The sequence below is a fragment of the Sediminicola arcticus genome (assembly GCF_040566695.1).
Classification (GTDB): domain Bacteria; phylum Bacteroidota; class Bacteroidia; order Flavobacteriales; family Flavobacteriaceae; genus Sediminicola; species Sediminicola arcticus.
This window is the reverse complement of record NZ_JBEXAE010000006.1, coordinates 12,456-37,782: the sequence shown is the minus strand read 5'-3', so window position 1 is coordinate 37,782 and position 25,327 is coordinate 12,456. Positions and strand designations below refer to the sequence as shown.

Below are 25,327 nucleotides of genomic sequence, written 5' to 3'. Positions count from 1 at the left end.
TGAATTATTAGAATTGCTGCCCAATAATAAAATGTGTCTGCCATCCGCTAGGACCAACAGACCCTGGAATATTATCAGAATCAAATCCGTAACCAAAGTCTATTCCCAACAAACCAAATGCTGGCATAAAGATACGTAATCCTACTCCTGCAGATCTTTTAATTTGAAATGGATCGAACTCGCTAAAACCACTAAAAGAATTACCACCTTCCAAAAAGGTGAGCCCATAAATAGAGGCAGAAGGCTTTAATGTCAATGGATACCTAAGTTCCAAAGAGAATTTATTGTATACAACACCTCCATCTTGCTCCTCTCTTCCAGTTGTAGGGTTTAAACTAAAAGGTGTTAAGGATTGGTTCTCATACCCCCTCAACTGTACTACGTCCCTACCGTCTAAAGTAAAGTTACCTAAACCATCACCACCAACAAAGAAACGCTCAAAAGGAACATTCCCAATAGCACTGTTGTAATTCCCTAGAAATCCAAATTCAGCATTGGAACGCAATACTAGTTTATCCACTAGATTTGTGTACCAATCTCCTTTAAATTTAACCTTATAATATTCCTGCCATTTAAAACGCTCACGGTCTACATTTTCTAAAGCTACTAAGTCTTGATTTTCAATCGCCGTTTGCTCATCTCTATTCAACTGATTATAATCCTTGCTACTAAACAAAGAATAAGGAGGGGTAAACTTGGCCGTGAACTCAAAATTAGAACCTCCTAATGGAAAGATTGGGTTAGGACCTGAAGATTTACGGGATAGTCCAAAGGTATAAGACAAGGAATTGGATTTTCCATTACCAAAATTAAACAACCCTATATTGTAATTCTGAAAATCATACAATTGATATCCGATGGAATGGGAAATGGTAAAGAAATCATCTGGCCATTGCAAACGTTTGGCCAACCCTAAAGAAACCCCTGTTATGGAAAACTGTCTGTTTTTATCTGGCTGTCTGGTTCTAAAATCAAATTGGAACTGCTGTGTTCTGGAAAGTGACATATTAAAACGAACCGGCTTCTTACCACCCAACCAAGGCTCAGAAAAGTTAAGGCTATATACTCTAAAGGTTCTACTAGCTTGTAAACGCAAGGCCATGGTCTGCCCATCTCCCATGGGTACTGGCTTATAAGCCTCCCCATTTAAAATATTCTTTAAAGAGAAATTGCTAAAAGAAAGCCCTAATGTACCTATAAAACCACCACCACCATAACCACCTTGCAATTCTATCTGGCTAGATCCAGACTCCACCAAGCTATAGTTAATATCTACCGTACCATCGTTAGGGTTCGGGTTAATGATGTCTGGTTTAATATTTTCCGCATCAAAGAAGCCCAATTGCCCTAATTCACGTATACTACGGATAATATTATCCTTGCTGTATTTCTGCCCTGGCCGTGTTCTAAGTTCCCTAAAGATTACGTGATCATTGGTCTTGTCGTTCCCCTCTACCGTTACATGGTTCAAAAAGGTTTCCTTTCCTTCAATGATACGGATCTCAAAATTTATAGTATCGTTCTGCGCCGAAATTTCCACTGGGTTTACACTAGAGAATAGGTACCCATTATTTTGGTATAGATTGGTAATGTCCTGTCCGTCTGGCTTACTATCGTCCGCAATACGTTTCTTCAGCAATACCCCATTATAGGTATCTCCCTTCTTAATACCGATAACTTGGCTCAACACCCGGTCCGAATACACTGTATTACCAACAAAATCTATTTCCCCAAAGTAGTATTTTTCACCTTCTTCTACTTTGATCTTTAGATTGATGTTATTTTCATCTACTTTAAGAACAGTATCAGAAATTACTCTGGCATCCCTAAATCCGTTTTCAGCATACTTCTCTATCAAGGCTGTTAGATCTTCCTTATAATCTTCCTGAATAAATTTAGATTTTTTCCAGAGGCGATAAAATTTCTTTTGCTTGGTTTTCTTTAAGGATTTAGCTAGTTTTTTATCGGAAAGTTTTTCGTTTCCTTCAAACTCGATGTCCTTTATTTTTACCTTACCCCCTTTTTTGATATTGATTACCATTTTTTGAGTATTGCTACCCACGGTATCCGTAGCGGTTGCTATAGTAACTTTGGTGTTTAAGTAACCCTGCTTCTTATATTTGTTCTGAAGGTAGTTTTTGGTATTGGCGATTAAACTTTCGGTAATCTTTTTCCCTTTTTTAAGATCTGTATCTTTAATGATATCCTCTACCTTCCTTTTCTTAACTCCAAAAACCGTAACCTCTGATAAGGTTGGGCGCTCCAAAATATTCAATTCAAGAAAAATCTTATCATCTTCAATATTGGTAATGAAGAAGGTTATATCGCTAAAAAGCTCCAAGCCCCACAATTTATTGATGATGGCACTTATTTCCTCTCCTGGAATGGTGATAGGTTGTCCTTCCCTAAGTCCCGTATACGTTTTTACCGTTTGCTCATTGTAGCTCTGAAGGCCACTTACTTCCAGACCCCCCAAAATATACTTTTTACCATCCTCATAAGACGTGTCCTGTGCGGTGGCAATTGTGGTAAAAATAAGTAGTAGGAATGTTGTTAAAAGTTCAAAGGATATCAACCTTTTCATATCGCTAGTTAAGTTGTTCGCTAGTTTTTCCAAATCTTCGTTCTCTGTTTTGGTAATTTATAATGGCCTCTACCAAATGATGCTCCTTAAAATCGGGCCAAAATACATCAATAAAATATAATTCGGCGTATGCAATCTGCCAAAGTAAAAAGTTGCTTATTCTGTGCTCTCCGCTTGTTCTAATTAGCAGGTCTACATCGGGCAAATTATGCGTGTAAAGATGGTTATTTATAATCGTTTCATCAATCTTTTCGGGAGAAATTATATTATTTTTAACTTTGATACTTATTTGTTCCACAGCGTTCCTAATCTCTTCCCTAGCGCCATAGCTAAGTGCTAAGGTTAGGGTCATTCCGGAATTTTCTGCTGTTTTTCCTATCACCTCCTTCAATTCCTTATTAGCCCTCTTGGGCAAGGAATCAATATTGCCGATAGCGTTTAAACGGATATTGTTTTTATGAAGGGTTTTCAATTCCTTCTTTAAAGAGGACACTAAGATTTTCATTAGAGTATCCACTTCTATCTTTGGTCTGTTCCAGTTTTCTGTAGAAAACGTATAAAGGGTAAGATAGCCAACACCAATCTTTGCGCAATTTTCTACAGTCTCCCGTACGGTATTAACGCCATTTTCATGACCAAAAACGCGAAGCCTACCTTGTTTTTTGGCCCATCTTCCATTACCATCCATAATTATGGCTATATGCACCGGCAAATTCTGATTATTGATATCTTCTATAGTGTTCATCATTACGTATTACTGAAAGCAATCACGACACGGTTTCCTACCAAAGGTGTAGGTCAGGGTCAAACCTGAAAAAACGTACCAATCATCACTAAAAACATTCCCAAATCTAAATTCCTCAAAATTAGATCCTACAGGATTACTACCATCCAAATTATCCGTAAAGGTATATCTTCCTCCTATTTCCACACCCAGTATCAAATACTGGTTAATTCTGGCCTTAGCACCAACAGTCATGGGTATTGCAAAGGAACCATCCCGCTGCCCGCCAGCAATTTCTTGCAACTGCCCTGCATCAAAATAGGCATAGTCATACCTGAAATAGGTAATTCCAGTATACAAATAGGGCGTAAATGCAGGCCCTAGTTTGTGTAAATTATATTCCACGAAATTAAATTCCAATCCCGCAGACATTTCCAAGATCGAATTCTCCATCACATAACCTCTACTTTGTCTTGATGGCATATCCGATTTAAAATCATCTGCCGTAAACTTCCCATATGTGGCACTTGCACGCCATGCATACCTTTTACTTTTATTCCATTTGAACAACCCTCCAAATGCTGGACCAGAAGGTAATATATAATTAGTCCTCCCAACATCACCGATGTTGTTGGCCCCTCCAGCAAAAATACCCACCTCGTAGGTTTGTGCCCTCAGTTGGCCAAAAATCATTACTAGAATTAAAGCAAAAAATATCCTCATACATCCTAAAAGTTTGCAAATATAACCATTTCAGCTTTTTAGCCTAGTTAAATGGTCATACATGTATTCTCATTTTGATAAACAATATTTAGCTTCGTTTATTGTCCGAGACTGGGGTCAATTTCGGCGATCTTCTCCCCATAATAATTTGTTGCGAAGTGTTTTAAAAAAACTCTCAGAAGTGTACTCTATCATCTTGATAGTAAAGCCAGCTTTTTTAACTAAAATCTCCTTGCCATTTTCCAAGGTAGCAATTCGTGAATCCAACGAAAGCAGATGGTATACTTCGCGTCCAGAAACACGCAGTCGTATTTCCGTATCATCAGAAACCACAAGGGGTCTCGCATTTAGATTGTGAGGTGCAATTGGGGTTAATACTAAGGATTTAGCCGTTGGAGCTATTACGGGTCCTCCACAACTCAAAGAATATCCAGTAGATCCAGTGGGCGTGGAAACAATAAGTCCGTCTGCCCAATAGGAAGTAAGATATTCGTTGTTCAAATGAGTTTCCACAGTAATCATAGAAGTTGTATCCTTGCGGCTGACAGTAATTTCGTTAAGCGCAAAATTGAGATCCCCAAATTCGGGTATCTCCTCAACTGCATGCACTTCCAATAAACTTCTTTCCACAATGGTATAGGCTCCGGAAACAAATTCCTGTATCACCTTACGTACATCCTCTTTTTTAAAGGTGGACAAAAATCCCAATCTTCCCGTATTAACTCCTACAATGGGGATATCTAATTCCCTAACATAAGTAATAGCACGCAGAATGGTTCCATCTCCTCCAAAACTGACAAACATATCAAAGGAATTGTCTAAACCTTTTACTATGTTAAAGGTCTTATAGGCAGATAGCTCCCCTGATGAAAATAAAAGTTTGTAAAAATCTTCTTCAAAATAAGCCTCTGAATCTGACTTCTGTAGTTCGTCTAAGAAAGCCACCACATGCTCTAGTGCATTATTTTGGTACGTTTGTCCGTAGATGGCAACCTTCATAAAAATTAAACGTTTAGATATTTATCCAAATAATCAGAACGTTGTTTTAGGTTCTCCAAAAACTGATCGTCTGTATTACCAAAAAGAATGGTGTAGTTGTATCTTCTAAACGTTTGTATAATATCATTGATCTCTGTAGCACCTATTTTGATGGTCACCTGCACCACATCATTTTTCATATCTGTGACAAAGCCACCTAATAATTTGGAGTTATTACTTTCAACAATCTGAGCAATCTCACTGAAAGAATAATCCTTAATTCCTTTGGCAATTACCAAAACACCACCTGGCTCCGTAAAAAATGGCGTATCTATAAAAACAGTGACTACATCCGTTAAATTATAGTAGCCCAAGATTTTTCCTTCCACGTCCATCACCGGAACTAAGTTGGCCTCATTGCGAGCAAAAGATTCCAGAACATCTAACCAAGAGGTTTCTATAGTCACGAAAAACGACTCCAAGCTGTACCTATGATCTTCTATCTTTTTCGCTCCTTCAAAGGTCTCCAAGTCATTTTCGCTCAAAAGCCCAATAAATTGTCCCTCATCGGTCACTGCCACATGGGAATAGGTAGTGTTCTTAAAGAATTTGATGACTTCTTTTAATGAATCCCCTAATTTGAACACGGGGATATTTTTTATAATTCGGGATTGGATCTCCATAATTCTTAAATATAATGCAAATTACTAATTTTTAATGGCAAAAAGCATGCCTTATTTGTATTTTTGCCAGGAATAATTCAGCATTACAACATGACAAAACTTAGTGTTAACGTAAATAAAATAGCTACTTTAAGAAATGCGCGAGGCGGAAATGCTCCTGATCTGATCAAAGTCGCCCTAGATATAGAGGCGTTTGGAGCAGAAGGAATCACCATACACCCGCGCCCGGACGAAAGACATATTAGGTATCAAGACGCCAGAGACCTTAAAAAGGTAGTCACTACCGAATTCAATATAGAGGGAAATCCAGTACAAAAATTCATGGATCTGGTCTTGGAAGTAAAACCAACCCAAGTCACCTTAGTACCAGACGGTGTGGATGCTATTACTTCCAATGCAGGTTGGGACACTATCAAACACAAAGACTTCCTTAAAGAGGTAATCTCCACCTTCAAACAGCATGGTATACGCACTTCCATTTTTGTGGATGCCAACACCAAAATGGTGGAAGGAGCCGCTGAAACTGGTACTGATAGAATAGAATTGTACACAGAAAGTTACGCAAAAGCCTACTTAGAAGGCAATGCCGAACGCTGCAAGGCAGGAATCCTTCCTTTTATAGAAGCTGCCAAAATGGCCAATAGCCTAAATTTAGGCATCAATGCAGGGCATGATCTTAGCTTGGATAATATAAAATATTTCAAGGAAAACATTCCCCAACTTTTAGAGGTCTCCATTGGACACGCCCTAATTTGCGAATCCCTTTACCTTGGGCTGGAGAATGTGGTGAACATGTACCTAAACAAACTGAAATAATGCCATTATTACATTCGAACATTTTAGGAAAAGGAACCCCCTTACTAATCCTTCACGGCTTTTTAGGCATGTTGGACAATTGGAAGACCCTAGGTTCCCAATATGCAGAGGCAGGGTTTGAAGTGCATTTATTGGACCAACGTAACCATGGAAAGAGCTTCCACTCTAGCGATTTCAATTACGATCTGTTGGCGAAAGACGTTTTTGATTATATTCAACATTACCAATTAAAAGATGTTATAGTAATTGGTCATTCTATGGGAGGAAAAACAGGTATGCAATTGGCCTGTACCTATCCTAAGGTGGTATCCAAGTTATTGGTAGCAGATATTGCTCCAAAATACTACCCACCCCATCACGACGATATTCTGAACGGCTTAAACGCCATAGACCTAGACACAGTAACCTCGAGAACTGAGGCAGACAAACTATTGGCGAAGCATATTACCAATTTTGGAGTACGGCAGTTCCTTTTAAAAAATCTCTATTGGAAAAGCAAGGAAAAACTAGCTTTCCGTTTCAACCTGCCTGTCTTAAGTACAAAGATGGAAGAAGTAGGAGAAAATATTGGATCTATAGCAAATTTTCAAGGGCCTACCCTATTTTTGAGGGGTGACAAGTCCGAATATGTAACCATGAGGGACCTCCCTGAAATAAAAAGGCATTTTCCCTTCGCTGAATTGGATACTATCGAAAAGGCCGGACACTGGCTTCATGCCGAAAACCCAGAATCTTTTTTCGAAAAATCCATGGCTTTTATGAAAGGGTAGAAGCAAAATGGTCCCTTAAAAAACATAAAAAATGGTTTCAAAACACCTCTCTAGCATTCCTTTATTTTCCATTTAATTGCTTACATTTATTGTGGATAATATGACCCAACCTTAAAATTTAAGAGATGAAACTAATTCTAAGAATATTATTGAGCGCCCTTGCTGTCGTAATATTGGCCAAAATTTTACCAGGGATTGGCGTAGATTCTTATACAACTGCCATAATTGTAGCCATTGTATTAAGTCTTTTAAACTTTATCGTGAAACCCATCTTGGTAATATTGACCTTACCAATCACGGTTCTGACTCTTGGTCTTTTCCTGTTGATTATTAATGCCATTATTATATTATTGGCCGATAATTTAATATCCGGTTTTGAAGTTACCAACATATGGTGGGCCTTACTATTTAGCCTTTTACTATCTTTTTTGCAATCTATATTATATTCTATCCTTAAAGAGGATAAAAATAATTGAGTTACCGTTTGACATTCAGTAATTTAAAAACTTGGCGGACTTATTAAAATGTACTACTTTTGCATCCCATTTTATTTATGTAAAATTCGATACAGAGATGAACATCACAAAAGAGCAGATTGACGAGTTAAATGCCGTTGTAAAAGTTGCCATTACAAAGGACGATTACAACGACAAAGTAGAAAATATATTAAAAGACTACAGAAAACAAGCCAATATTCCAGGTTTTAGAAAAGGCCAGGTTCCAATGGGCTTGATAAAAAAACAATACGGGAAAGCCGTTTTGGTTGATGAAGTGAACAAACTTCTTCAAGACAACCTTAATAAGTACCTTACTGAGGAAAAATTGGATGTTCTTGGAAACCCTCTTCCAAAACAACAGGACAACTTTAACTGGGATGCCGAGGATTTGGACTTCGAATTCGAATTAGGATTAGCCCCGAGCTTTGAGATTAACCTAAAATCTAAAAAAGCCATAACGCATTACCAAATTGTTGCCGACAAGAAAATGATTGACGAGCAAATAGAACGTATCCAAAAACAATACGGGAAATTGGTAAACAAGCCCGAGGCTGGCAAAAAAGATGAAATTACTGGATTTTTCAAAAATGAGGAGGAAGGAGTAGACAAGAAATCAACTCTTGAACTAGATCAAATCTCCAATAAAAAAGCTATCAATAGCCTTTTGGGTAAAAAAGCAGGTGATGTAGTTACCTTAAAAACAAAAGGTCTTTTTAAGGAGGACGATCTGCTTGCCAATGTATTGGGAATACAGGCAGATAAAGCTGAAAAGTTAGATATAGAGGTTACTTTTACTGTTGAGGAAATCAATGAAAGAGAGCCTGCTAAATTGGATCAAGAATTGTTCGATAAACTTTTTGGAAAAGACGTAGTTACTTCCAAAAAAGAACTTGAAGCAAGAATAAAGGAAGATTCTGAAAAGCAGTTTGAACAACAAGCAGATCAAAAATTATTGAATGATGTTACTGAGCATTTTATTGACAGCACAAAATTTGACCTTCCTGCGGATTTCCTAACAAAATGGATTCAATCAACTGGTGAAAAGCCATTGTCTGAGGAAGAGGCAAAAGTAGAGTATGAAAAGTCTGAAAAAGGATTGCGTTATCAATTGATTGAAGGTAAGATCATTAAAGAAAATGATATTCAAGTACAATTTGACGAGTTAAAAGACTTTGCCAAAGGATTTATCAAAACACAAATGGCACAATTTGGACAATTAGATCCCAAAGAGGAAGAATTAGACAGTATTGCCGCTAGGGTTTTATCAAATAAAGACGAGGTTCGTAGATTATCTGAACAATTAATGAGCCAAAAACTATTGAAACTATACAAAGAGAAAGCAAATTTAAAAACTAAAGAAGTGACCTATGAGAACTTTGTGAAAGAAGTTTATGGGTAGTTTTCAAAAATAATTTAAGTATCTTTACGGTGCCGGAAATTATCTTTCGGCACCTTTTTTTGTTTCAAAAAAAATATCAATAAAAACACATGGATTACGGAAAAGAGTTCAAGAACTACGCTATAAAAGACCAAGGGATCAACAGCATGTACTACGACAAAATTATGAGTACCATGTACCCGTCGGCAATGACCCCTAACATTATTGAGGAAAGACAGCTCAATGCTATTGCAATGGATGTTTTTTCCAGATTAATGATGGACAGGATCATTTTTTTGGGAACCGGTATCAATGATCAGGTAGCCAATATTGTACAAGCACAATTGTTATTTTTGGAGAGCACAGATGCTTCCAAGGATATTCAGATATACATCAACTCCCCAGGAGGAAGTGTATATGCCGGCCTAGGAATTTATGACACAATGCAATTCATAAAACCAGATGTGGCCACTATATGTACCGGAATTGCCGCTTCTATGGGAGCCGTACTTTTATGTGCAGGCCAAAAAGGAAAACGAAGTGGGTTAACCCATTCTCGTGTGATGATTCACCAACCTTTGGGTGGCGCACAAGGACAGGCTAGTGATATAGAAATTACAGCTAGGGAAATTCTTAAGCTTAAAGATGAATTGTACCAAATCATTTCCAAGCACTCCGGGCAATCCTTTGACAAGGTGAGCGACGATAGTGATAGGGACTATTGGATGAAAGCAGATGAAGCCTTGAAGTACGGCATGATCGATGAAATATTGGTAAGGGATTCCAAATAATCTCGACAAAACAAAATAACATACAGGAATTAAATTCTTTATAATTAAACCAAAAATACAAGACAATCGTTATTGTATTTTATGTTACCCCCATTAGTATGGCAAAAGAAAACTTAGAATGCTCTTTTTGCGGAAGGAAGAAACCGGAAACCAATTTATTGATTGCCGGGTTGGATGCACACATTTGTGATAGATGTATTGAGCAGGCGCACGGAATAGTTGCCGAAGAATCAAAACAATCTAATAAGAACGATCTATCTTCCGAACTGACCCTAAGAAAACCTATGGACATCAAGGAGTTCTTGGACACGTTTATTATAGGACAAGATCGTACCAAAAAAGTAATGTCAGTTGCAGTGTACAATCACTACAAACGTTTATTACAGCCAAAAAGCAAGGACGATGATATAGAAATACAGAAGAGTAATATCATCATGGCCGGACAAACGGGAACAGGCAAAACATTGATGGCCAAAACTATCGCTAAAATGTTGAATGTACCGTTGGCTATTGTAGATGCCACTGTATTAACAGAAGCAGGTTATGTAGGTGAAGATGTTGAAAGCATCCTTACTAGATTGCTTCAGGCAGCCGATTATAATTTAGAGAAAGCCGAAAGAGGAATCGTTTTTATTGATGAAATAGATAAAATAGCCCGTAAGAGTGATAATCCTTCCATAACCAGAGATGTATCTGGCGAAGGGGTACAACAAGGTTTGCTAAAGCTTCTTGAAGGTACCGTTGTAAATGTCCCACCAAAAGGAGGGCGCAAGCACCCCGACCAAAAATTTATTGAGGTCAATACAGAAAATATCCTATTTATTGCTGGTGGTGCCTTTGATGGAATAGAGAGAATTATTACCAAACGCTTAAATATGCAAGCTGTTGGTTATAGCGCATCCAAAGCTGAGGACAACTTGGACAATACCAATATCCTGCAATATATTATTCCTAGGGATTTAAAGGAGTTTGGTCTGATCCCAGAAATTATTGGGAGATTACCAGTTCTTACCCATATGAATCCATTAGATGAGGAAACACTAAGAGCTATACTTACTGAACCCAAGAATGCCATTATCAAACAATATGAAAAGTTGTTTGCTATGGATAATATTAGCTTTAACATTACAGAGGAAGCACTTAACTACATTGTAAAGAAAGCTGTTGAATACAAATTGGGAGCAAGAGGATTGAGATCTCTTTGTGAAGCCATATTCACCGATGCTATGTTTGAATTACCTAGCAGCGATGAAAGTGAGTTTAAAGTGACAAGATCCTATGCAGAAGAAAAACTTTCCTTTGTTACATTGAAAAAACTAAAAGCAGCTTCTTAAGATTGAAGCTGCTTTTTTATTGCTCTACCCAAAAGGTCTTTACAGACTTTTTGTATTATTTTTTCATCGGAATAAAGTTCATGTCCAAAATTGGGAATGATCTCTAATTCCAATTCCATATTTTTGGCCCATTCATCTGAAGGCCTATATGCATCTTTACCTCCATAAATTAAAGTAGTTCTGCACTTGGGCTTCTCAGATTCATTTCTTATCCGCGTTGCCGAAACATTGTAAAGTGATTTCATCTTTAACCCTGCAAGTTCTGCTTTCCAAGCAATGGTTCCTCCCGTACTAAATGCCAAAAAATGACTGGGATTAGTCTCTTTTTTCAATAGATGTTGTATAGCGATATCTATACCACCATTCACAAAGGCTTGATGTACATTCTTGTTGGAATCTATTGCTACATCTATATTTGCCAATTGTTGGCAATCATAAAATACAATATCAAAGTGCTGCTGCAAATACCCAAGATAGGAAGTAATCCAGAGACCTTTCTTTGCACCCCACATATCAGATAATACTACGAGCCGTTCTGCCATCATAAAAAGTTTTAAAGGTTAATAAGGGTATAATTCTATCGCCAATTTGCGTCATATTCCGTTATAAACACTATTTACTTGTTCATTTGTAGCAATTCTTCGACATAAGTCCGTTCGTTAGACAAACGCGGTATTTTGTGCTGACCTCCCAGTTTACCTTTAGATTTTAACCAATCGTAGAAGAGGTTATGACGAGCAATATGCACTTTAGGCATATTCAATGTGATATTGTGATACCGTTTCGCCTCGTAATCTGAATTCAAGGATTTGAGGGCATTATCCAATATTTCCGTGAAATACCCTATCTCTTCAGGCGGCGTCCTAAATTCAATGATCCACTCATGACCTCCCTTTTCCTTATTAATCATAAAGATTGGTGCTGCCGTATAATCTTTGATTTCGGCACCTGTTTTTTTACATATGCTCTTTAGAGCCTCCTCCGCATTTTCTATAATCAATTCCTCCCCAAAAACATTGATATGGTGTTTGGTCCTACCAGTTACTTTTATGCGGTAGGGATCTGTAGAAGTAAATCGAACCGTGTCCCCTATTTTATAACGCCATAGGCCCGCATTGGTCGTAATAAGGATGGCGTAATTTACTTTTACCCTCACTTCCCATAAAGGAACTACTCTTTGCTCCAAGGTGCCATAATTATCCATAGGGATGAACTCATAGAATATTCCATAGTCCAACATCAATAAAAGGTCATCGGCATGGTTTCTATCCTGTATGGCAAAAAAGCCTTCAGAGGCATTATAAATCTCGTAGTAATTAAAGTTTTTTCTTGGGAGTAATGTTTTGTATTGGTCCTTATAGGGCCCAAAATTAACTCCCCCGTGAAAATAGACTTCTAAGTTTTCCCATACTTGGAACAGATGGTCCTTCCCGGTCTCCTCCAACACATTATTTAATAACACCAACATCCAAGAGGGTACACCAGCCAAACTGGTCACATTTTCCTGTACGCTCTCTTTTATTATTGCGTGCATTTTGGATTCCCACTCGCTCATTAGGGACACTTTATTACTTGGGGTACTACTTAATTCTGCCCAAAAAGGCATGTTGTCTATCAGAATAGCCGATAGGTCTCCAAAAAAGGTCCCATTATCCTGATACAGCTCCTTACTCCCTCCAAGCCGAAGACTCTTCCCCGTAAACAATTGGGAATTCTCATTATTGTTCAGATAGAGGCACAACAAATCCTTCCCTGATTTGTAGTGGCAATCTTCCAGAGCCTCGCTGCTTACCGGTATAAATTTACTTTTAGCGTTGGTGGTACCACTACTTTTGGCAAACCATTTTATAGCGGTAGGCCAAAAAATATTTTGCTCCCCTTTTCGGGTCCGTTCTATCATAGGCTCAATTTCCTCGTAGGAAACTATGGGAACCCTTTGTGCAAAAGTTTTATAATTGGGAATAGACTCAAAACCATATTTTTTTCCAATTTCCGTATCTTCGGCAATGGACAATAATTGACGCAACACCTCTTCCTGCACTTCTGCTGGATATTTTAAGAAGAGTTCTATTTGGTGATCGCGCTTTTTCAACAACCAAGATGCGATCGAATTAAACAAAGGTATTGGCATTTTTCGGTATCTTTATCCTAAAATGATAGGCTTTAATTTTTGGTTTGTTCTTTTAAAATAGCTTTTAAAGTTATCATTTCAAATTGAATTCTAATTAAAAAAAATACGCTTTTATGCAGTTTGAGGGGGTCTTAAAAAAAATGCAAACAGAAATAGGGAATCCCATTCAGTATTATCTGGTATTTGAAACCGACTTTTTAAATGTCAACCAGGTGCTAGACAAGGAATTGGAAATTACCTTTATTAAATACCAATGCCTAAATTGCAATTTGGATAAACCCATTTATAGACAGGGATTTTGCCGTAATTGTTTTTTTGAAATACCTTCTGCTGGAGATTGGATCATGAGACCCGAATTGAGTACGGCGCATTTGGATAAAGAGGATAGGGATTTGGAGTATGAAAAGAAAGTTCAGCTACAGCCCCATATCGTATATCTGGCCAATTCTAGCAACATAAAAGTGGGAGTGACCCGCAAATCTCAGGTGCCTACAAGATGGATAGACCAAGGCGCCCACGAAGCCATAGCGATAGTAGAGGTTCCCAACCGGTACTTGGCAGGTATTACCGAGGTTGCTCTTAAAGATCATATTGGAGATAAAACCAATTGGCGCAAAATGTTGACCAATAATGTAGATGATGAGGACTTAGTGGCTTATAGAAATAAATTGAGGCAGTACATCCCGGAGGAAGCTGCCCCATATTTTATTGAAAGTAATACGGAAAGCCATATGGAGTTTCCTGTTTTACAGTACCCTGATAAGGTAAAAAGCCTTAATCTCGAAAAAACCCCACATTTTAAAGGGATTTTAAAAGGAATAAAGGGTCAATACCTCATCTTTGAGGATAATACTGTGTTTAACGTTAGGAGTAGCGAAGGCTACTATATTTCTCTAGGTATTAATTAACACTATCTTTTTGGACTGGAGTATCCTTCTTTTTCTTGTTTAAAAAACCGCCCAGCACCCCTGAAGCAGCTTCCTTAATGGCATCCTTCTTAGTGGTAGTGGTATTTGTTTTTGTAGCTGTAGTGTCCTGAGATTTAGGCTTATTACCCAATAACCCTCCTAAAACTCCCTTCACAGCTTCTTGACCAGTAGTGTTTTGGGAAGTGGAATCCTTAGTTTTGGCATCACCTCCTAAGAGACCACCTATTAAACTTTTTGCCTTATCCTTTCCTTGATTAAGCAATTTTTGCTTTTCTATCTCTATAAGTTTGGATGTAAGGCTTTTTACCCCACTCGTAAGGTCCGTGCTCACCGTAGGACTGGAATATTGCCCTCCTATATTAGCCGTTACAGGAATGGTTAAACCTTCTAAGGATGTATCATCTATTTTTGCAATTAGACTGGAAATCTCCTTGCCTAAATATTTGGCAGGCACATCCAAGGTAGCAGCATAGTTCAACTTTTGATCGAAGGTATGGCTCCCAGCTACATTGATGGCTATATCTTGATAATTAATGGTAAAAGGTTTCACCTTTACAATCCCATCCTCAAAAGTAAGAGCGGTTTTCAATTCTTTTAAATTTAATTTTTTGAAATCAATAAAATTAAAAGCCCCATCCAAACTGGACAGAATTTTGGAATTTTCTGAGTCTATATTTTCCGTAAATAAGGAGGCCAAAATATTTCCAGATAAGCTCGCCAAATTTGGAGTAAAATCATCTTTCAGGTTTCCCGAAAGCACTATATCCGAATTGAGGGTTCCTTGCAATATATTTGCAATTGGTGCTAAAACCTTAAATAGCTCAAGGGCTTTGAAAGTTTCTCCTATCCTAAAACTATCCATTCCCAATTTCATGGCAAAAGTAGGAGTATCGGTTTTGGTAGACACCTCACCGCTAAATGCCATCTTCCCATCAAAAATAGAAGAGTTCATGTTACTAAGTTCTGCCTTTTCATCTTTGATCTTAAGCGTTCCAGAAACATTTTTCAGGGTAAGGTTGTCATAAAGCACATTGGCAGCCGTTGCGTTAATAGTACAATCTAAGAAAGAAGGTATCTTGATTTTTTCTTCACGTTTAGCTGGCGTCTTGCTTTTTGCATCTGACTTCTCCTCTAGCGTCTCGGCCACCATAATATCATTGAGGGCGAAGGTGTTGGATGTAAGGTTAAAGTTACCTTCCACGTTTTCATCATTGAACATAAAGCCCAATAGGTTATTGATGGTCCCGGTTACATCAAAATCTGTTTTTCCAGTAGTTCCCTTTAGTTCATTTAAGGTAACCGTCTTGGGATTAAAAGTCACGGACGTATTCTCCAATTTAACTAGATTCGGAATTTCAGCAGATTTGTATTCAAATCCCTGAAGGGTCAATTTTCCACTGGTCTTGGTATTTTCATATTGCTTTTTCTCTACTGTAGCCATATCAAAAGCCGTGGATATATCAGCCGTTAGCATTCCCTTCAAATTTAAATCGGAAGGAACGGGGTAAGCCTGGGAAATATTGGCAAGATTCATTCTACCATCTATATGGGCACTGACCTTGGTATTCCCCATAAGATCCTTAATATTCGCTACCATATTAAACTTATCTTGATCTATCATAAAGCTAAGCCTACGGATATCGACAAAAGTGTCTTCTGTTATCCCGGTAGTATTGGTTATTTCGGTATCTATATGAACATTGCTCACCGATTTGGGTAAATCAGGATATTTAAACGATGCATTATCAGATTTGATATCTATTTTGAACTTTGGGATATGCAGGTCGTCCACAACTCCCGTAAACGCACCTTCCACCGTGAAATTTCCACTAGTTTTTACATTTTCTATGTTTTTGGAATACGTTTCCGGAATGACCGCCAAAAAGTTTTTAAAGTCCGAAGAGGCGGTCTTAAAAGTGATATTCACCTCCTGATTATCCTCATTCATCTTTACAAACCCATCGAACACCAATGCCAATTGGTTAACTAGCGCTTCGTTTTTTAGAAAGGTATACTTGCTCTCTTTTAGATCTACCCCAATCAAAGCCTTTAGCTGTACAGGGTTCTTATTCAAATAATTGGTGCTTTCCATTTCAAAAGAGACCAAGGCAGAAGTCTGCGTATCCAATTCGGATTTATCTAGGGAAAGATCCCCAGTTCCAGTATGATTCATTTCTGAAATCTCTAGACGCATATTGGATGCTAAATCATGGTAGACCACGTTGGAGTTTACTATTTCGTATTCTTGAAGTTTAAGTAAAAAATTGGAATCTGTCTCTTTGGTTTCAACTCCTTTATCTAATGCAATATCATAATTTGCATTTTCTGCCGTGTCATATGTAATATTCAATTGGGCCCCATCTACCTTTAAGTAAGTAAGTTCTATGGGCGCATTGGCATCCTTGAACAATTCCAAAACAGACATTTTCAATTGTACTTCCTTGGAAGCAAAAAGGGTGTCGCCTTCAAAAGGAGCCTTATTTATCAATGAAATATCCTCTAAGATCACGGTAGCGTTAGGAAAACTACTAAAAAGACTTAAATCGGCATCAGCAAAATCAAACGTTGCATTGATACTTGTATTTACCTTTTCCTTGATCAGTTTTGTGATTTTTCCCTTCAGAAAAAAAGGAGCTGCAATAAGAACCCCTATCATAAGCACTAAAATTAATCCTGTAATCTTTGCTATTTTCTTTTTCATAAATATATATACGTTATGTATTTAAGACTACGGCAGGAACCATATCCTCCATACTTTGTTTTTGCTTCTGAATTAGTACAAAAAGAATTGAAATTTCTTATACTTCCAAATCTATTTCTTGACCTACTTCTAGTTTAAATCGTTTTCTAAATAGATATACGAAAAAATAAAGAAAAGGAGTGTCGAGAAATGCTATTAAAATCTTAAAAACAAATCCACTTACTACCAAACCGTAAAACATACTCCAAGGAATCACTTTAAAAACACATAATAGACTTACTACAGTGAGGGTATCTATAAACTGAGAGGCGAAGGTGGAGAAGTTATTGCGCAGCCAAAGCATTTTGCTGTTCGTCAATCGTTTCCAGAAGTGATAAATGCCTATGTCTACGTATTGAGCAAACAAATAGGCAATCATTGAGGCCAAAACGGCCACAGGGGACAATGCAAATACCTTGTTAAAAGTAGCGTCGTCTATTGGGGAAGTATCCACCGCCGGGGCAATATTAGCCAAGAGCACAATCCCCATGGAAAAGAAAGAGGCAAAAATACCGGCAGTAACAATTTGATTGGCTTTCTTGGCCCCGTAGATCTCAGAGATTAGATCAGTAATTAAAAAAGTTATTGGATAAGGTAAAATACCCACGGACACCACAAATAATGGGGCACTAAAAAGTGTGGTATCCTCTCCAAAAGGCATCCAATAAAAAAACTTTTGAAAAATAAGGTTGGAGACCACCAAAGAGGTTATAAAAAGCGCACCCAGATACAAGTATATGGTATGCGCAAATTTCTTATCCTTAAAGGTCATGCTTACTTAATATTAAGCACAAAAGGCATTCTAGCCTGAACTCCTTTTTGATCCATGGCCGATTTCATTTGTTGTAAAATGGAATAGATCTCTGTTCCCACTTCTTCTTTGATAAATGCTTGCTTGGCTTTAGCACTACTACCACCAAAGTCTTCCATTAACTGTTCAAAACCAGACTTGTATTTTGGAAAATTCTTAATGCCGTAAGAGGAAAGTCCTACCATTGAGGCTGCTTCTTTAATAGCTTCTTCCAAACCACCAAGTTCATCAACCAAGCCAAGTCTTTTAGCATCCACACCGCTCCAGACACGTCCTTGTGCTAAACTATCGGCACTAGCAATAGATATATTTCTTCCTTGAGACACTCTAGAAAGGAAGGTATTATAAGTAGACTCTACCCCTTCTTGTATTGTCTTTCTAAAGGTATCGCTCATGGGCTCAAAAAGAGAGTAGTCCACAGAATTCTTATTAGTCCCTACCTGCTCTGCATTAATTCCTATATTACCTGCTAATTCAGTCATATTGGGTACCACCCCAAATACACCTATAGACCCGGTAATGGTTGTAGGTTCGGCAAAAATCTTGTCGGCTCCTACCGCAATATAATATCCGCCTGAAGCTGCAACATCCCCCATGGAAACCACCACAGGCTTTATTTCTTTTGTCAGTTCCACTTCCCTCCAAATAATATCAGAGGTAAGGGCGCTACCACCAGGGGAATTTACCCTAAGCACAATCGCCTTTACCGACTTATCTTCCCTAGCCTTTATTAGGGATTCATTTATAATATCGGCACCTATGACATTAGGGCCTCCCTCTCCGTAAATAATTTCGCCTTGGGCATAGATTACTGCAATTTTATCAGCCCCTGTGTTCAGCTTCTTCTTCTTAGCATATTTTATATACTCTTTAAGACCCACATAATTAACATCATTATCATTGTTCACTCCTGCCACTTCCTTCAGCTTAGATTCATACTGGTCATAGAAGAGGAGATCATCTATCAAACCAGATGCCTTGGCATATTCTGGAGTCCTACCGCCCAAGGTATCAGCAATAGTATTTAGGTTTAGAGCACTTATATTTCTTCCTTCCGAAATATCATCTACCATAGACGTCCATAAGGAACTAATTAATTCTTTAATCTGCGTTCTATTGGCATCGCTCATTTCATTGGAAAGAAAAGGTTCTACCGCACTTTTGTATTTCCCATGACGGATCACTTCCATTTTTATCCCCGTCTTTTCTTGTAAATCTTTAAAAAACAATACTTCAGATGACAATCCTTTAAAGTCCAAAGCACCAACAGGGTTTAAATAAACACCATCGGCAACACTGGATAAGTAGTAATCCTTTTGCATATAAAAATCCCCATAGGCATACACGAATTTTCCGCCATCTTTAAAATCTTTAAGGGCATTTCTAATGGCTTGTGTCTGGGACATACCTGCCAAGATATAGTTGTTGTTAATGCTGATGCCTTTTATATTATCATCTTCCTTAGCAACTTTTATTGCATGTAAAATTTCGTCGAGCCCTTGTGCCCTATCAAAAAACCCTCCAAAAGGATCCGCATCTGCACTCCCAACAAAGTCACTTACGGGGTCTTCCATATGCAATTCCAAGATGGAGTTTTTCTTTATACTCACACTATCCTCGGCTCCTCCTATAAGGCTGCCAAGAATTACAAACATTAAAAACAGTATCCCAAATGCAAATAAAGTGCCCAAGATTGAGGCTAGAAGGTTTCTTAAAAAATTCATTAAAGTCTATATTAAATTTACGATTTCAAAGATAAGCATTGTAAATGTTCCGTATTCACAACAAACTACCTATATAGTCGTAAACTGATATGATTTGTTACAAATATTTATTTCAATTGTTTTATAGATTAATCTAATTTAAGTCGGTTACTTTTATTTATTTTGCTTTCCCAATTATGAATAATTCCAAGACTACATATCTATCTATAGGAAGTAACCTAGGCAATAAGTTGAATAACCTACAGGAGGCTGTGTTCGCTATTCAAAAAAAAGCAGGTTTCATTACTGGGCTTTCTTCTGTTTATGAAACTCCTGCTTGGGGCTTTGAAGGAGAGGTTTTCCTAAATGCATGCCTGTCACTGCAAACATTTTTGTCGCCGATAGAACTGCTAGAGGCTATCTTGGAAGTAGAAACCGCATTAGGAAGAATAAGAGATGAAGTGGAGGGCTACCAGCCCAGAACTATAGATATTGATATTTTATATTATGAACAGGAAGTGATCCACACCGAGAATTTGGTAATTCCGCATCCCAATCTCCACAAAAGACATTTTGTTTTAAGACCTTTGTCAGATATTGCACCTCAATTTTATCATCCCATCATAGATAAAGACACTAGAAATCTGTTACAAGAATGTCCAGATAAAAGTGTCATGGAAAAAACCTTATTCAAATTGTACAAAAGCAAAGAAGAACTTTTTTCTAAACTGCATTTTATCACCATTGAAGGAAATATTGGGGCAGGTAAAACCACCTTGGCCAATATGATAGCCGATGATTTTAACGCCAAACTAGTTTTGGAGCGGTTTGCGGACAACCCGTTTCTGCCTAAATTTTATGAGGACCAATCCCGATATGCTTTTCCATTAGAAATGTCATTCTTGGCCGATAGGTACCAACAATTTACGGACGACACCTCACAATTTGACCTGTTTAAAAATTTCATGGTTAGTGATTACGACATCTACAAATCCTTGATTTTCGCCAACGTGACCCTGCAAAAAGAAGAGTTCTCTCTTTATAGAAAGGTGTTCGCCTTTATGCACAAGGAAGTTAAGAAGCCCGATATATTCATATACCTATACCAAAACTCCGAGCGATTGCTTTCCAACATCAAAAAAAGGGGACGTGCTTACGAACAAAATATTTCTGCAGATTATTTAGAGAAAATCAATCGGGGATATCTTGATTTCATCAAAAGTACTCCTGAACGAAGGAGCTTGATTATTGATGTGAGTGAGCGCGATTTTGTAAAAAACAAGAATGATTATGAGTATATCCTAGACGAATTACAAAAATTCACCGTCTCCCTGCCCTAAAATGTATATTTTCATCCAATTATTGTATAAATCAATCAGATTTACGTAATTGCGGTGCTTAATAAAGAAGAACTAACTAACTCAAACTTTATATTTGGACTCAACTTCACGGTTGGGTCCTTTTATTTTACGATAGATTTAGTAATCTTTGTCATTTTTGACCAAAGGTCCCAAACCACCACTCCTGCACTCACGGAAATATTCAGGGAGTGCTTAGTTCCGTATTGCGGTATTTCAATTACCTTATTGCAGGCTGTCACCACTTCTTGGGCCACACCCTTAACCTCATTTCCAAATACCAATACCTGCTTTTTGTTGGTGTTTGGTTGATACTCATTGAGCATTATGGCATTTTCTGCTTGCTCTATGGCGAGAGTCTCGTAACCCAACCTTTTAAATTCCTTCACCAATTCCAATGTATCCTTTCTGTACTCCCAGGCCACACTATCCGTAGCCCCCAAAGCCGTTTTATGGATATCCTTATGTGGAGGGGTTGCCGTGATACCGCACAGATAAACTTTCTCCACCAAAAAGGCATCAGCAGTCCTAAAAACGGAACCAATATTATTAAGGCTCCTGATATTGTCTAACACCAATATTATAGGCGTCTTTTCCGCATCCTTAAAACCATCAACATCCAATCTATTCAGTTCGCTATTCTCTAATTTTCGCATGTATACTTTTTCTGATCATCTTTCCACGCACGTAAGAAACCTCAAACCTCCAATGAGCTAAAAGTTATTCCCAAAATATCAACAATGGTTTGCCAAGCCTAAAGAAAATGGTACTTTCGTTTGTATAAGATATCTGCAAAAATAAGTTAATAAAATCGCTTTGGCCAATTCAAAAAAAACAAAAAAGGTAACCCCTTTAATGCAACAATACAATAACATCAAGACCAAATATCCTGATGCCTTATTGTTGTTCCGCGTAGGCGATTTTTATGAGACCTTTGGAGAAGATGCCATAAAGGCATCCAAAATATTAGGCATTATCCTTACGCATAGAAATAATGGAGGTGATAGGACGGAATTGGCAGGCTTTCCCCATCATTCCTTAAACACCTATTTGCCAAAACTAGTGAAGGCAGGGCAACGGGTAGCCATCTGCGACCAATTGGAAGATCCAAAACTAACAAAGACCATCGTAAAAAGGGGAGTTACGGAATTGGTCACCCCTGGGGTAGCCTTTAATGATGACATCCTAAATGCCAAGGACAATAATTTCCTATGTGCCGTTCATTTTGGAAGAAAGACTATAGGAGTCTCCTTTTTGGATATTTCCACCGGAGAGTTCTTAACCTCTGAAGGGACAGAAGAGCAAATCGATAAATTACTCCAAAATTTTTCCCCCAACGAAGTTTTGGTTTCCAAGGCCAATAAAAAGGAGTTTTTGGGAGTTTTTGGAAAGAATTTCCACACCTTTTTTACAGAAGACTGGATTTTTCAAGAGGATTATGCATTAGAAACGCTGACCAATCATTTTAAGACCAGTACCCTAAAAGGTTTTGGAGTAGACCATTTAACGTATGGAGTGGTAGCCTCTGGAGCCGTGTTGCACTATTTATTGGAAACACAACATCGACAATTACAACATATCAACAGATTACAGCGTATTGCTGAAGAGGAATATATTTGGATGGATAGGTTTACTATCCGAAACTTGGAACTCTACCATTCTAACAATCTCAATGCCGTTACCTTATTGGATGTTATAGACAAGACCATATCTCCCATGGGTGGGCGTTTATTGAAAAGATGGTTGGCGCTCCCCTTAAAGAATATTGAAAAAATAAGAAGGCGCCATCAAGTGATTTCCTATCTGTTCCATGATCCTATTACCCTGCAGAAATTGCAGCACAACATCAAACAGATGGGAGATCTGGAGCGCTTAATTTCCAAGGTGGCCACGGGCAAAATTAGCCCCAAGGAGGTGATTCAATTAAAGAATTCTTTGGAGGCTGTTATCCCCATAAAACAACTAACTACCAAGAGCCCCAATGAATCAGTAAAACTCATTGGCGACCAATTACACTTATGTGAGCTGCTCAGGGGTAAGATCAAAGAAATGGTAAGTGAAGAAGCCCCTGTGAACATCTTAAAAGGAAGTACCATAGCCAAAGGATATTCCGAAGAACTGGATGAATTAAGAGGCTTGGCATTTTCCGGGAAGGACTACCTCAATAAAATGCTGGAGCGGGAAACCAAAAGTACTGGAATCTCCTCGCTAAAGATAGCTTCCAACAATGTCTTCGGATATTATATAGAAGTCCGCAATACCCATAGGGACAAAGTTCCTGAAGAATGGATCCGCAAACAGACTTTAGTAAATGCAGAACGATACATTACCGAGGAACTAAAGGAATACGAGTTCAAAATTCTAGGTGCCGAAGAGCGCATCCAACATTTGGAACAACAGTTGTTCTCACAATTAATTGTTTGGATGCAGGAGTATATTTCCCCCGTGCAGAACAATGCCCAATTAATAGCGCAGCTCGACTGCCTTTGCGGGTTTACCCAATTAGCAAAAGACAATAATTATGTAGCGCCAACCATGAATGATTCTACGGAATTACTCATTAAAAATGGCCGCCACCCGGTTATTGAAAAACAATTACCCTTGGGCGAGGCCTATATTGCCAATGATGTCACCCTGAACCGTGAGGATCAGCAGATCATTATGATCACGGGACCCAACATGAGTGGCAAGTCGGCTATTTTACGCCAAACGGCACTGATTGTGCTTCTTGCTCAAATGGGAAGTTTTGTTCCCGCAGAATCTGCAGAAATTGGTTATGTGGATAAGATCTTCACCAGAGTAGGCGCCAGCGACAACATTTCTATGGGGGAATCCACTTTTATGGTAGAGATGAATGAAACAGCCTCAATTTTGAATAACCTCTCGGAACGGAGTTTGGTACTTTTGGATGAAATTGGACGTGGGACCAGCACCTATGACGGTATTTCAATAGCCTGGGCCATATCCGAATATCTTCATGAACATCCGGCAAGGGCAAAAACGCTTTTCGCCACCCATTACCATGAAATTAATGAAATGGCGGCAACCTTTCCGAGGATAAAAAATTACAATGTATCCGTAAAGGAACTCAAAGACAACGTCCTTTTCTTGCGTAAGCTCACCCCTGGAGGCAGTGAACACAGTTTTGGTATCCATGTAGCCAAAATGGCGGGGATGCCTCAACAAGTGATCCTTAAGGCTAATAAAATTCTGAAGAAGCTGGAGAAATCCCATTCCAATGAAGAGCTAACGGATACACTAAAAGCTGCACAGAATGAGATGCAATTGAGCTTTTTTAATTTGGACGATCCTCTGTTGGCGCAGATTAAAGAAGAAATTCTTCATTTAGACATCAATACGCTTACCCCAGTGGAGGCATTGATGAAATTAAACGAAATTCAGCGTCTTCTCACTAAAAAGAAAAACGCCTAGACAGCAAATGACGAACCGTATTAGGCTGGTAATTAAGGTCCCAATAGCTTCCGGGAGAAATGCCTGATGACCATGGATTCTGCTGGCTTATTTTTTTTATTTCTTTTTGAACAAATTTCTTTGCCTTTTAGAGAATTGTATTAAATTTGCATCCGCATCAGACAAAGATGTGGCCCTAGTGGCAAACGTTCTTAACATTCGCGAAAATAGCTCAGTTGGTAGAGCGCCACCTTGCCAAGGTGGAGGTCGCGGGTTCGAATCCCGTTTTTCGCTCATATTAAAATCCACGTTCTACCAATGGTAGGATCGCTGCGCAAGCAGAGGCTCGAGTGGTGGAATTGGTAGACACGTTGGACTTAAAATCCAATGGACATTAGTCCGTGCGGGTTCAAGTCCCGCCTCGAGTACAAGTACCCTTGTTAATCATTTGATTTTCAAGGGTTTTTTGATTTAAGATAGTGATTTATCCCAACATGTTCCCGGCAATACGGAAAAATACAATTTAAACTGTTGTCAAATAGTTTTTAGTGGACTCTACGATTACAAATCTAAAAACCTCATAAACTATGACACCGAACTCAAATTCTTTTTCTTATCAAAAAAAACATTTCTTATTTGAAAATTTAAACCTTACCATAATTATGGTTTCCCTCATCTTTATTTAAATTACTATCCATAGCTTAGTAAAACTTAAAACAACATTATTTCACTAATTAAAACAAGCAAAGGACAAAACTACTTAAACAAAACCTATTTTCAAGAGAGGAATATTTTCAATTAATTGAGATAAAAGTGTATATTGAAAAAGTAAAATAAGCACTTTCACTTTAATGCAAAATTGTACACAAGCTGACAAAAGGAACAACGGCAAATTCAACCAGATTTTATTTTCATAACTCTTAAATAACAATATTTCAGAGCAAGCTGATATATTTGTGTTTTATG

General features: G+C 38.1%; 20 protein-coding genes and 2 tRNA genes. 11 read left to right on the top strand and 11 right to left on the bottom strand.

Annotation, left to right across the window (positions count from 1 at the left end; all coding sequences use genetic code 11):
* Positions 1–7 precede the first annotated feature (7 nt).
* The 5 genes from ABXZ36_RS12600 to ABXZ36_RS12580 all read right to left on the bottom strand — a co-directional run bounded on the left by ABXZ36_RS12600 (position 8) and on the right by ABXZ36_RS12580 (position 5,692).
* Positions 8–2,584, bottom strand: coding sequence for a BamA/OMP85 family outer membrane protein (locus ABXZ36_RS12600; protein WP_354616033.1), 2,577 nt, complete (start codon positions 2,582–2,584; stop codon positions 8–10).
* A gap of 4 nt (positions 2,585–2,588) precedes the next feature.
* On the bottom strand, positions 2,589–3,329 hold the full coding sequence (gene uppS, locus ABXZ36_RS12595) for an undecaprenyl pyrophosphate synthase (RefSeq protein ID WP_354616172.1): 741 nt from the start codon (positions 3,327–3,329) through the stop codon (positions 2,589–2,591).
* A 9-nt stretch (positions 3,330–3,338) separates the two neighbouring features.
* Complete coding sequence (gene porG / locus ABXZ36_RS12590; RefSeq protein ID WP_354616032.1) at positions 3,339–4,031, bottom strand: type IX secretion system protein PorG; 693 nt, start codon at positions 4,029–4,031, stop codon at positions 3,339–3,341.
* Positions 4,032–4,148: 117 nt separating this feature from the next.
* Positions 4,149–5,030 carry an NAD kinase gene (locus ABXZ36_RS12585; protein WP_354616031.1) on the bottom strand — a complete coding sequence of 294 codons (882 nt, stop codon included), beginning with the start codon at positions 5,028–5,030 and terminating at the stop codon, positions 4,149–4,151.
* A gap of 5 nt (positions 5,031–5,035) precedes the next feature.
* On the bottom strand, positions 5,036–5,692 hold the full coding sequence (locus ABXZ36_RS12580; RefSeq protein WP_354616030.1) for a CBS domain-containing protein: 657 nt from the start codon (positions 5,690–5,692) through the stop codon (positions 5,036–5,038).
* Positions 5,693–5,782: 90 nt separating this feature from the next.
* On the opposite strand from ABXZ36_RS12580, the gene ABXZ36_RS12575 reads away from it, so the two are divergent.
* The 6 genes from ABXZ36_RS12575 to clpX all read left to right on the top strand — a co-directional run bounded on the left by ABXZ36_RS12575 (position 5,783) and on the right by clpX (position 11,278).
* The gene (locus ABXZ36_RS12575; RefSeq protein ID WP_354616029.1) at positions 5,783–6,508 is read left to right on the top strand and encodes a pyridoxine 5'-phosphate synthase; all 726 of its coding nucleotides are present in this window, start codon (positions 5,783–5,785) and stop codon (positions 6,506–6,508) included.
* Complete coding sequence (locus ABXZ36_RS12570; RefSeq protein WP_354616028.1) at positions 6,508–7,278, top strand: alpha/beta fold hydrolase; 771 nt, start codon at positions 6,508–6,510, stop codon at positions 7,276–7,278. The genes ABXZ36_RS12575 and ABXZ36_RS12570 overlap by 1 nt, the downstream gene beginning before the upstream one ends.
* Before the next feature lie 125 nt (positions 7,279–7,403).
* Entirely contained in the window at positions 7,404–7,754 is a 351-nt protein-coding gene (locus tag ABXZ36_RS12565) for a phage holin family protein (protein WP_354616027.1), read from the top strand.
* 97 nt (positions 7,755–7,851) lie between these two features.
* Complete coding sequence (gene tig / locus ABXZ36_RS12560) at positions 7,852–9,174, top strand: trigger factor (RefSeq protein WP_354616026.1); 1,323 nt, start codon at positions 7,852–7,854, stop codon at positions 9,172–9,174.
* 89 nt (positions 9,175–9,263) lie between these two features.
* Entirely contained in the window at positions 9,264–9,944 is a 681-nt protein-coding gene (gene clpP, locus ABXZ36_RS12555) for an ATP-dependent Clp endopeptidase proteolytic subunit ClpP (protein ID WP_354616025.1), read from the top strand.
* A 98-nt stretch (positions 9,945–10,042) separates the two neighbouring features.
* On the top strand, positions 10,043–11,278 hold the full coding sequence (clpX, locus tag ABXZ36_RS12550) for an ATP-dependent Clp protease ATP-binding subunit ClpX (protein ID WP_354616024.1): 1,236 nt from the start codon (positions 10,043–10,045) through the stop codon (positions 11,276–11,278).
* Here the strand turns inward: clpX and ABXZ36_RS12545 are convergent.
* Positions 11,275–11,823 carry an alpha/beta fold hydrolase gene (locus ABXZ36_RS12545; RefSeq protein WP_354616023.1) on the bottom strand — a complete coding sequence of 183 codons (549 nt, stop codon included), beginning with the start codon at positions 11,821–11,823 and terminating at the stop codon, positions 11,275–11,277. The genes clpX and ABXZ36_RS12545 overlap by 4 nt on opposite strands.
* Before the next feature lie 71 nt (positions 11,824–11,894).
* Positions 11,895–13,409 (bottom strand): GH3 auxin-responsive promoter family protein, encoded by a 1,515-nt coding sequence (locus ABXZ36_RS12540; RefSeq protein ID WP_354616022.1) that lies wholly within the window; start codon positions 13,407–13,409, stop codon positions 11,895–11,897.
* A gap of 113 nt (positions 13,410–13,522) precedes the next feature.
* Between ABXZ36_RS12540 and ABXZ36_RS12535 the strand changes: the two genes are divergently transcribed.
* On the top strand, positions 13,523–14,317 hold the full coding sequence (locus tag ABXZ36_RS12535; RefSeq protein ID WP_354616021.1) for a DUF2797 domain-containing protein: 795 nt from the start codon (positions 13,523–13,525) through the stop codon (positions 14,315–14,317).
* Here ABXZ36_RS12535 and ABXZ36_RS12530 read toward each other — a convergent pair.
* The 3 genes from ABXZ36_RS12530 to sppA all read right to left on the bottom strand — a co-directional run bounded on the left by ABXZ36_RS12530 (position 14,310) and on the right by sppA (position 19,613).
* Positions 14,310–17,039: an AsmA family protein gene (locus tag ABXZ36_RS12530; protein ID WP_354616020.1), complete on the bottom strand. Its 2,730-nt coding sequence runs from the start codon at positions 17,037–17,039 to the stop codon at positions 14,310–14,312. The genes ABXZ36_RS12535 and ABXZ36_RS12530 overlap by 8 nt on opposite strands.
* A 97-nt stretch (positions 17,040–17,136) precedes the next feature.
* Positions 17,137–17,850 (bottom strand): queuosine precursor transporter, encoded by a 714-nt coding sequence (locus ABXZ36_RS12525; RefSeq protein WP_354616019.1) that lies wholly within the window; start codon positions 17,848–17,850, stop codon positions 17,137–17,139.
* 2 nt (positions 17,851–17,852) lie between these two features.
* On the bottom strand, positions 17,853–19,613 hold the full coding sequence (gene sppA / locus ABXZ36_RS12520; protein WP_354616018.1) for a signal peptide peptidase SppA: 1,761 nt from the start codon (positions 19,611–19,613) through the stop codon (positions 17,853–17,855).
* A 176-nt stretch (positions 19,614–19,789) separates the two neighbouring features.
* On the opposite strand from sppA, the gene folK reads away from it, so the two are divergent.
* Positions 19,790–20,932 (top strand): 2-amino-4-hydroxy-6-hydroxymethyldihydropteridine diphosphokinase, encoded by a 1,143-nt coding sequence (gene folK / locus ABXZ36_RS12515; RefSeq protein WP_354616017.1) that lies wholly within the window; start codon positions 19,790–19,792, stop codon positions 20,930–20,932.
* A 122-nt stretch (positions 20,933–21,054) separates the two neighbouring features.
* Here folK and ABXZ36_RS12510 read toward each other — a convergent pair whose 3' ends face one another.
* Positions 21,055–21,606, bottom strand: coding sequence for an RNA methyltransferase (locus tag ABXZ36_RS12510; protein WP_354616016.1), 552 nt, complete (start codon positions 21,604–21,606; stop codon positions 21,055–21,057).
* Positions 21,607–21,805: 199 nt separating this feature from the next.
* Between ABXZ36_RS12510 and mutS the strand changes: the two genes are divergently transcribed.
* From mutS to ABXZ36_RS12495, 3 genes are all read left to right on the top strand, one after another.
* Complete coding sequence (gene mutS, locus ABXZ36_RS12505) at positions 21,806–24,382, top strand: DNA mismatch repair protein MutS (protein WP_354616171.1); 2,577 nt, start codon at positions 21,806–21,808, stop codon at positions 24,380–24,382.
* Between the two features lie 200 nt (positions 24,383–24,582).
* Positions 24,583–24,655 (top strand) — tRNA-Gly (locus ABXZ36_RS12500).
* Positions 24,656–24,705: 50 nt separating this feature from the next.
* A tRNA-Leu gene (locus ABXZ36_RS12495) sits at positions 24,706–24,789 on the top strand.
* Positions 24,790–25,327: the final 538 nt, after the last annotated feature.

Excerpts from the sequence above, each read along its gene's own strand:
- ABXZ36_RS12600 (WP_354616033.1), bottom strand. The coding sequence starts at position 2,584 with ATGAAAAGGTTGATATCCTTTGAACTTTTAACAACATTCCTACTACTT.
- uppS (WP_354616172.1), bottom strand. The coding sequence starts at position 3,329 with ATGAACACTATAGAAGATATCAATAATCAGAATTTGCCGGTGCATATA.
- porG (WP_354616032.1), bottom strand. The coding sequence starts at position 4,031 with ATGAGGATATTTTTTGCTTTAATTCTAGTAATGATTTTTGGCCAACTG.
- ABXZ36_RS12585 (WP_354616031.1), bottom strand. The coding sequence starts at position 5,030 with ATGAAGGTTGCCATCTACGGACAAACGTACCAAAATAATGCACTAGAG.
- ABXZ36_RS12580 (WP_354616030.1), bottom strand. The coding sequence starts at position 5,692 with ATGGAGATCCAATCCCGAATTATAAAAAATATCCCCGTGTTCAAATTA.
- ABXZ36_RS12575 (WP_354616029.1), top strand. The coding sequence starts at position 5,783 with ATGACAAAACTTAGTGTTAACGTAAATAAAATAGCTACTTTAAGAAAT.
- ABXZ36_RS12570 (WP_354616028.1), top strand. The coding sequence starts at position 6,508 with ATGCCATTATTACATTCGAACATTTTAGGAAAAGGAACCCCCTTACTA.
- ABXZ36_RS12565 (WP_354616027.1), top strand. The coding sequence starts at position 7,404 with ATGAAACTAATTCTAAGAATATTATTGAGCGCCCTTGCTGTCGTAATA.
- tig (WP_354616026.1), top strand. The coding sequence starts at position 7,852 with ATGAACATCACAAAAGAGCAGATTGACGAGTTAAATGCCGTTGTAAAA.
- clpP (WP_354616025.1), top strand. The coding sequence starts at position 9,264 with ATGGATTACGGAAAAGAGTTCAAGAACTACGCTATAAAAGACCAAGGG.
- clpX (WP_354616024.1), top strand. The coding sequence starts at position 10,043 with ATGGCAAAAGAAAACTTAGAATGCTCTTTTTGCGGAAGGAAGAAACCG.
- ABXZ36_RS12545 (WP_354616023.1), bottom strand. The coding sequence starts at position 11,823 with ATGATGGCAGAACGGCTCGTAGTATTATCTGATATGTGGGGTGCAAAG.
- ABXZ36_RS12540 (WP_354616022.1), bottom strand. The coding sequence starts at position 13,409 with ATGCCAATACCTTTGTTTAATTCGATCGCATCTTGGTTGTTGAAAAAG.
- ABXZ36_RS12535 (WP_354616021.1), top strand. The coding sequence starts at position 13,523 with ATGCAGTTTGAGGGGGTCTTAAAAAAAATGCAAACAGAAATAGGGAAT.
- ABXZ36_RS12530 (WP_354616020.1), bottom strand. The coding sequence starts at position 17,039 with ATGAAAAAGAAAATAGCAAAGATTACAGGATTAATTTTAGTGCTTATG.
- ABXZ36_RS12525 (WP_354616019.1), bottom strand. The coding sequence starts at position 17,850 with ATGACCTTTAAGGATAAGAAATTTGCGCATACCATATACTTGTATCTG.
- sppA (WP_354616018.1), bottom strand. The coding sequence starts at position 19,613 with ATGAATTTTTTAAGAAACCTTCTAGCCTCAATCTTGGGCACTTTATTT.
- folK (WP_354616017.1), top strand. The coding sequence starts at position 19,790 with ATGAATAATTCCAAGACTACATATCTATCTATAGGAAGTAACCTAGGC.
- ABXZ36_RS12510 (WP_354616016.1), bottom strand. The coding sequence starts at position 21,606 with ATGCGAAAATTAGAGAATAGCGAACTGAATAGATTGGATGTTGATGGT.
- mutS (WP_354616171.1), top strand. The coding sequence starts at position 21,806 with ATGCAACAATACAATAACATCAAGACCAAATATCCTGATGCCTTATTG.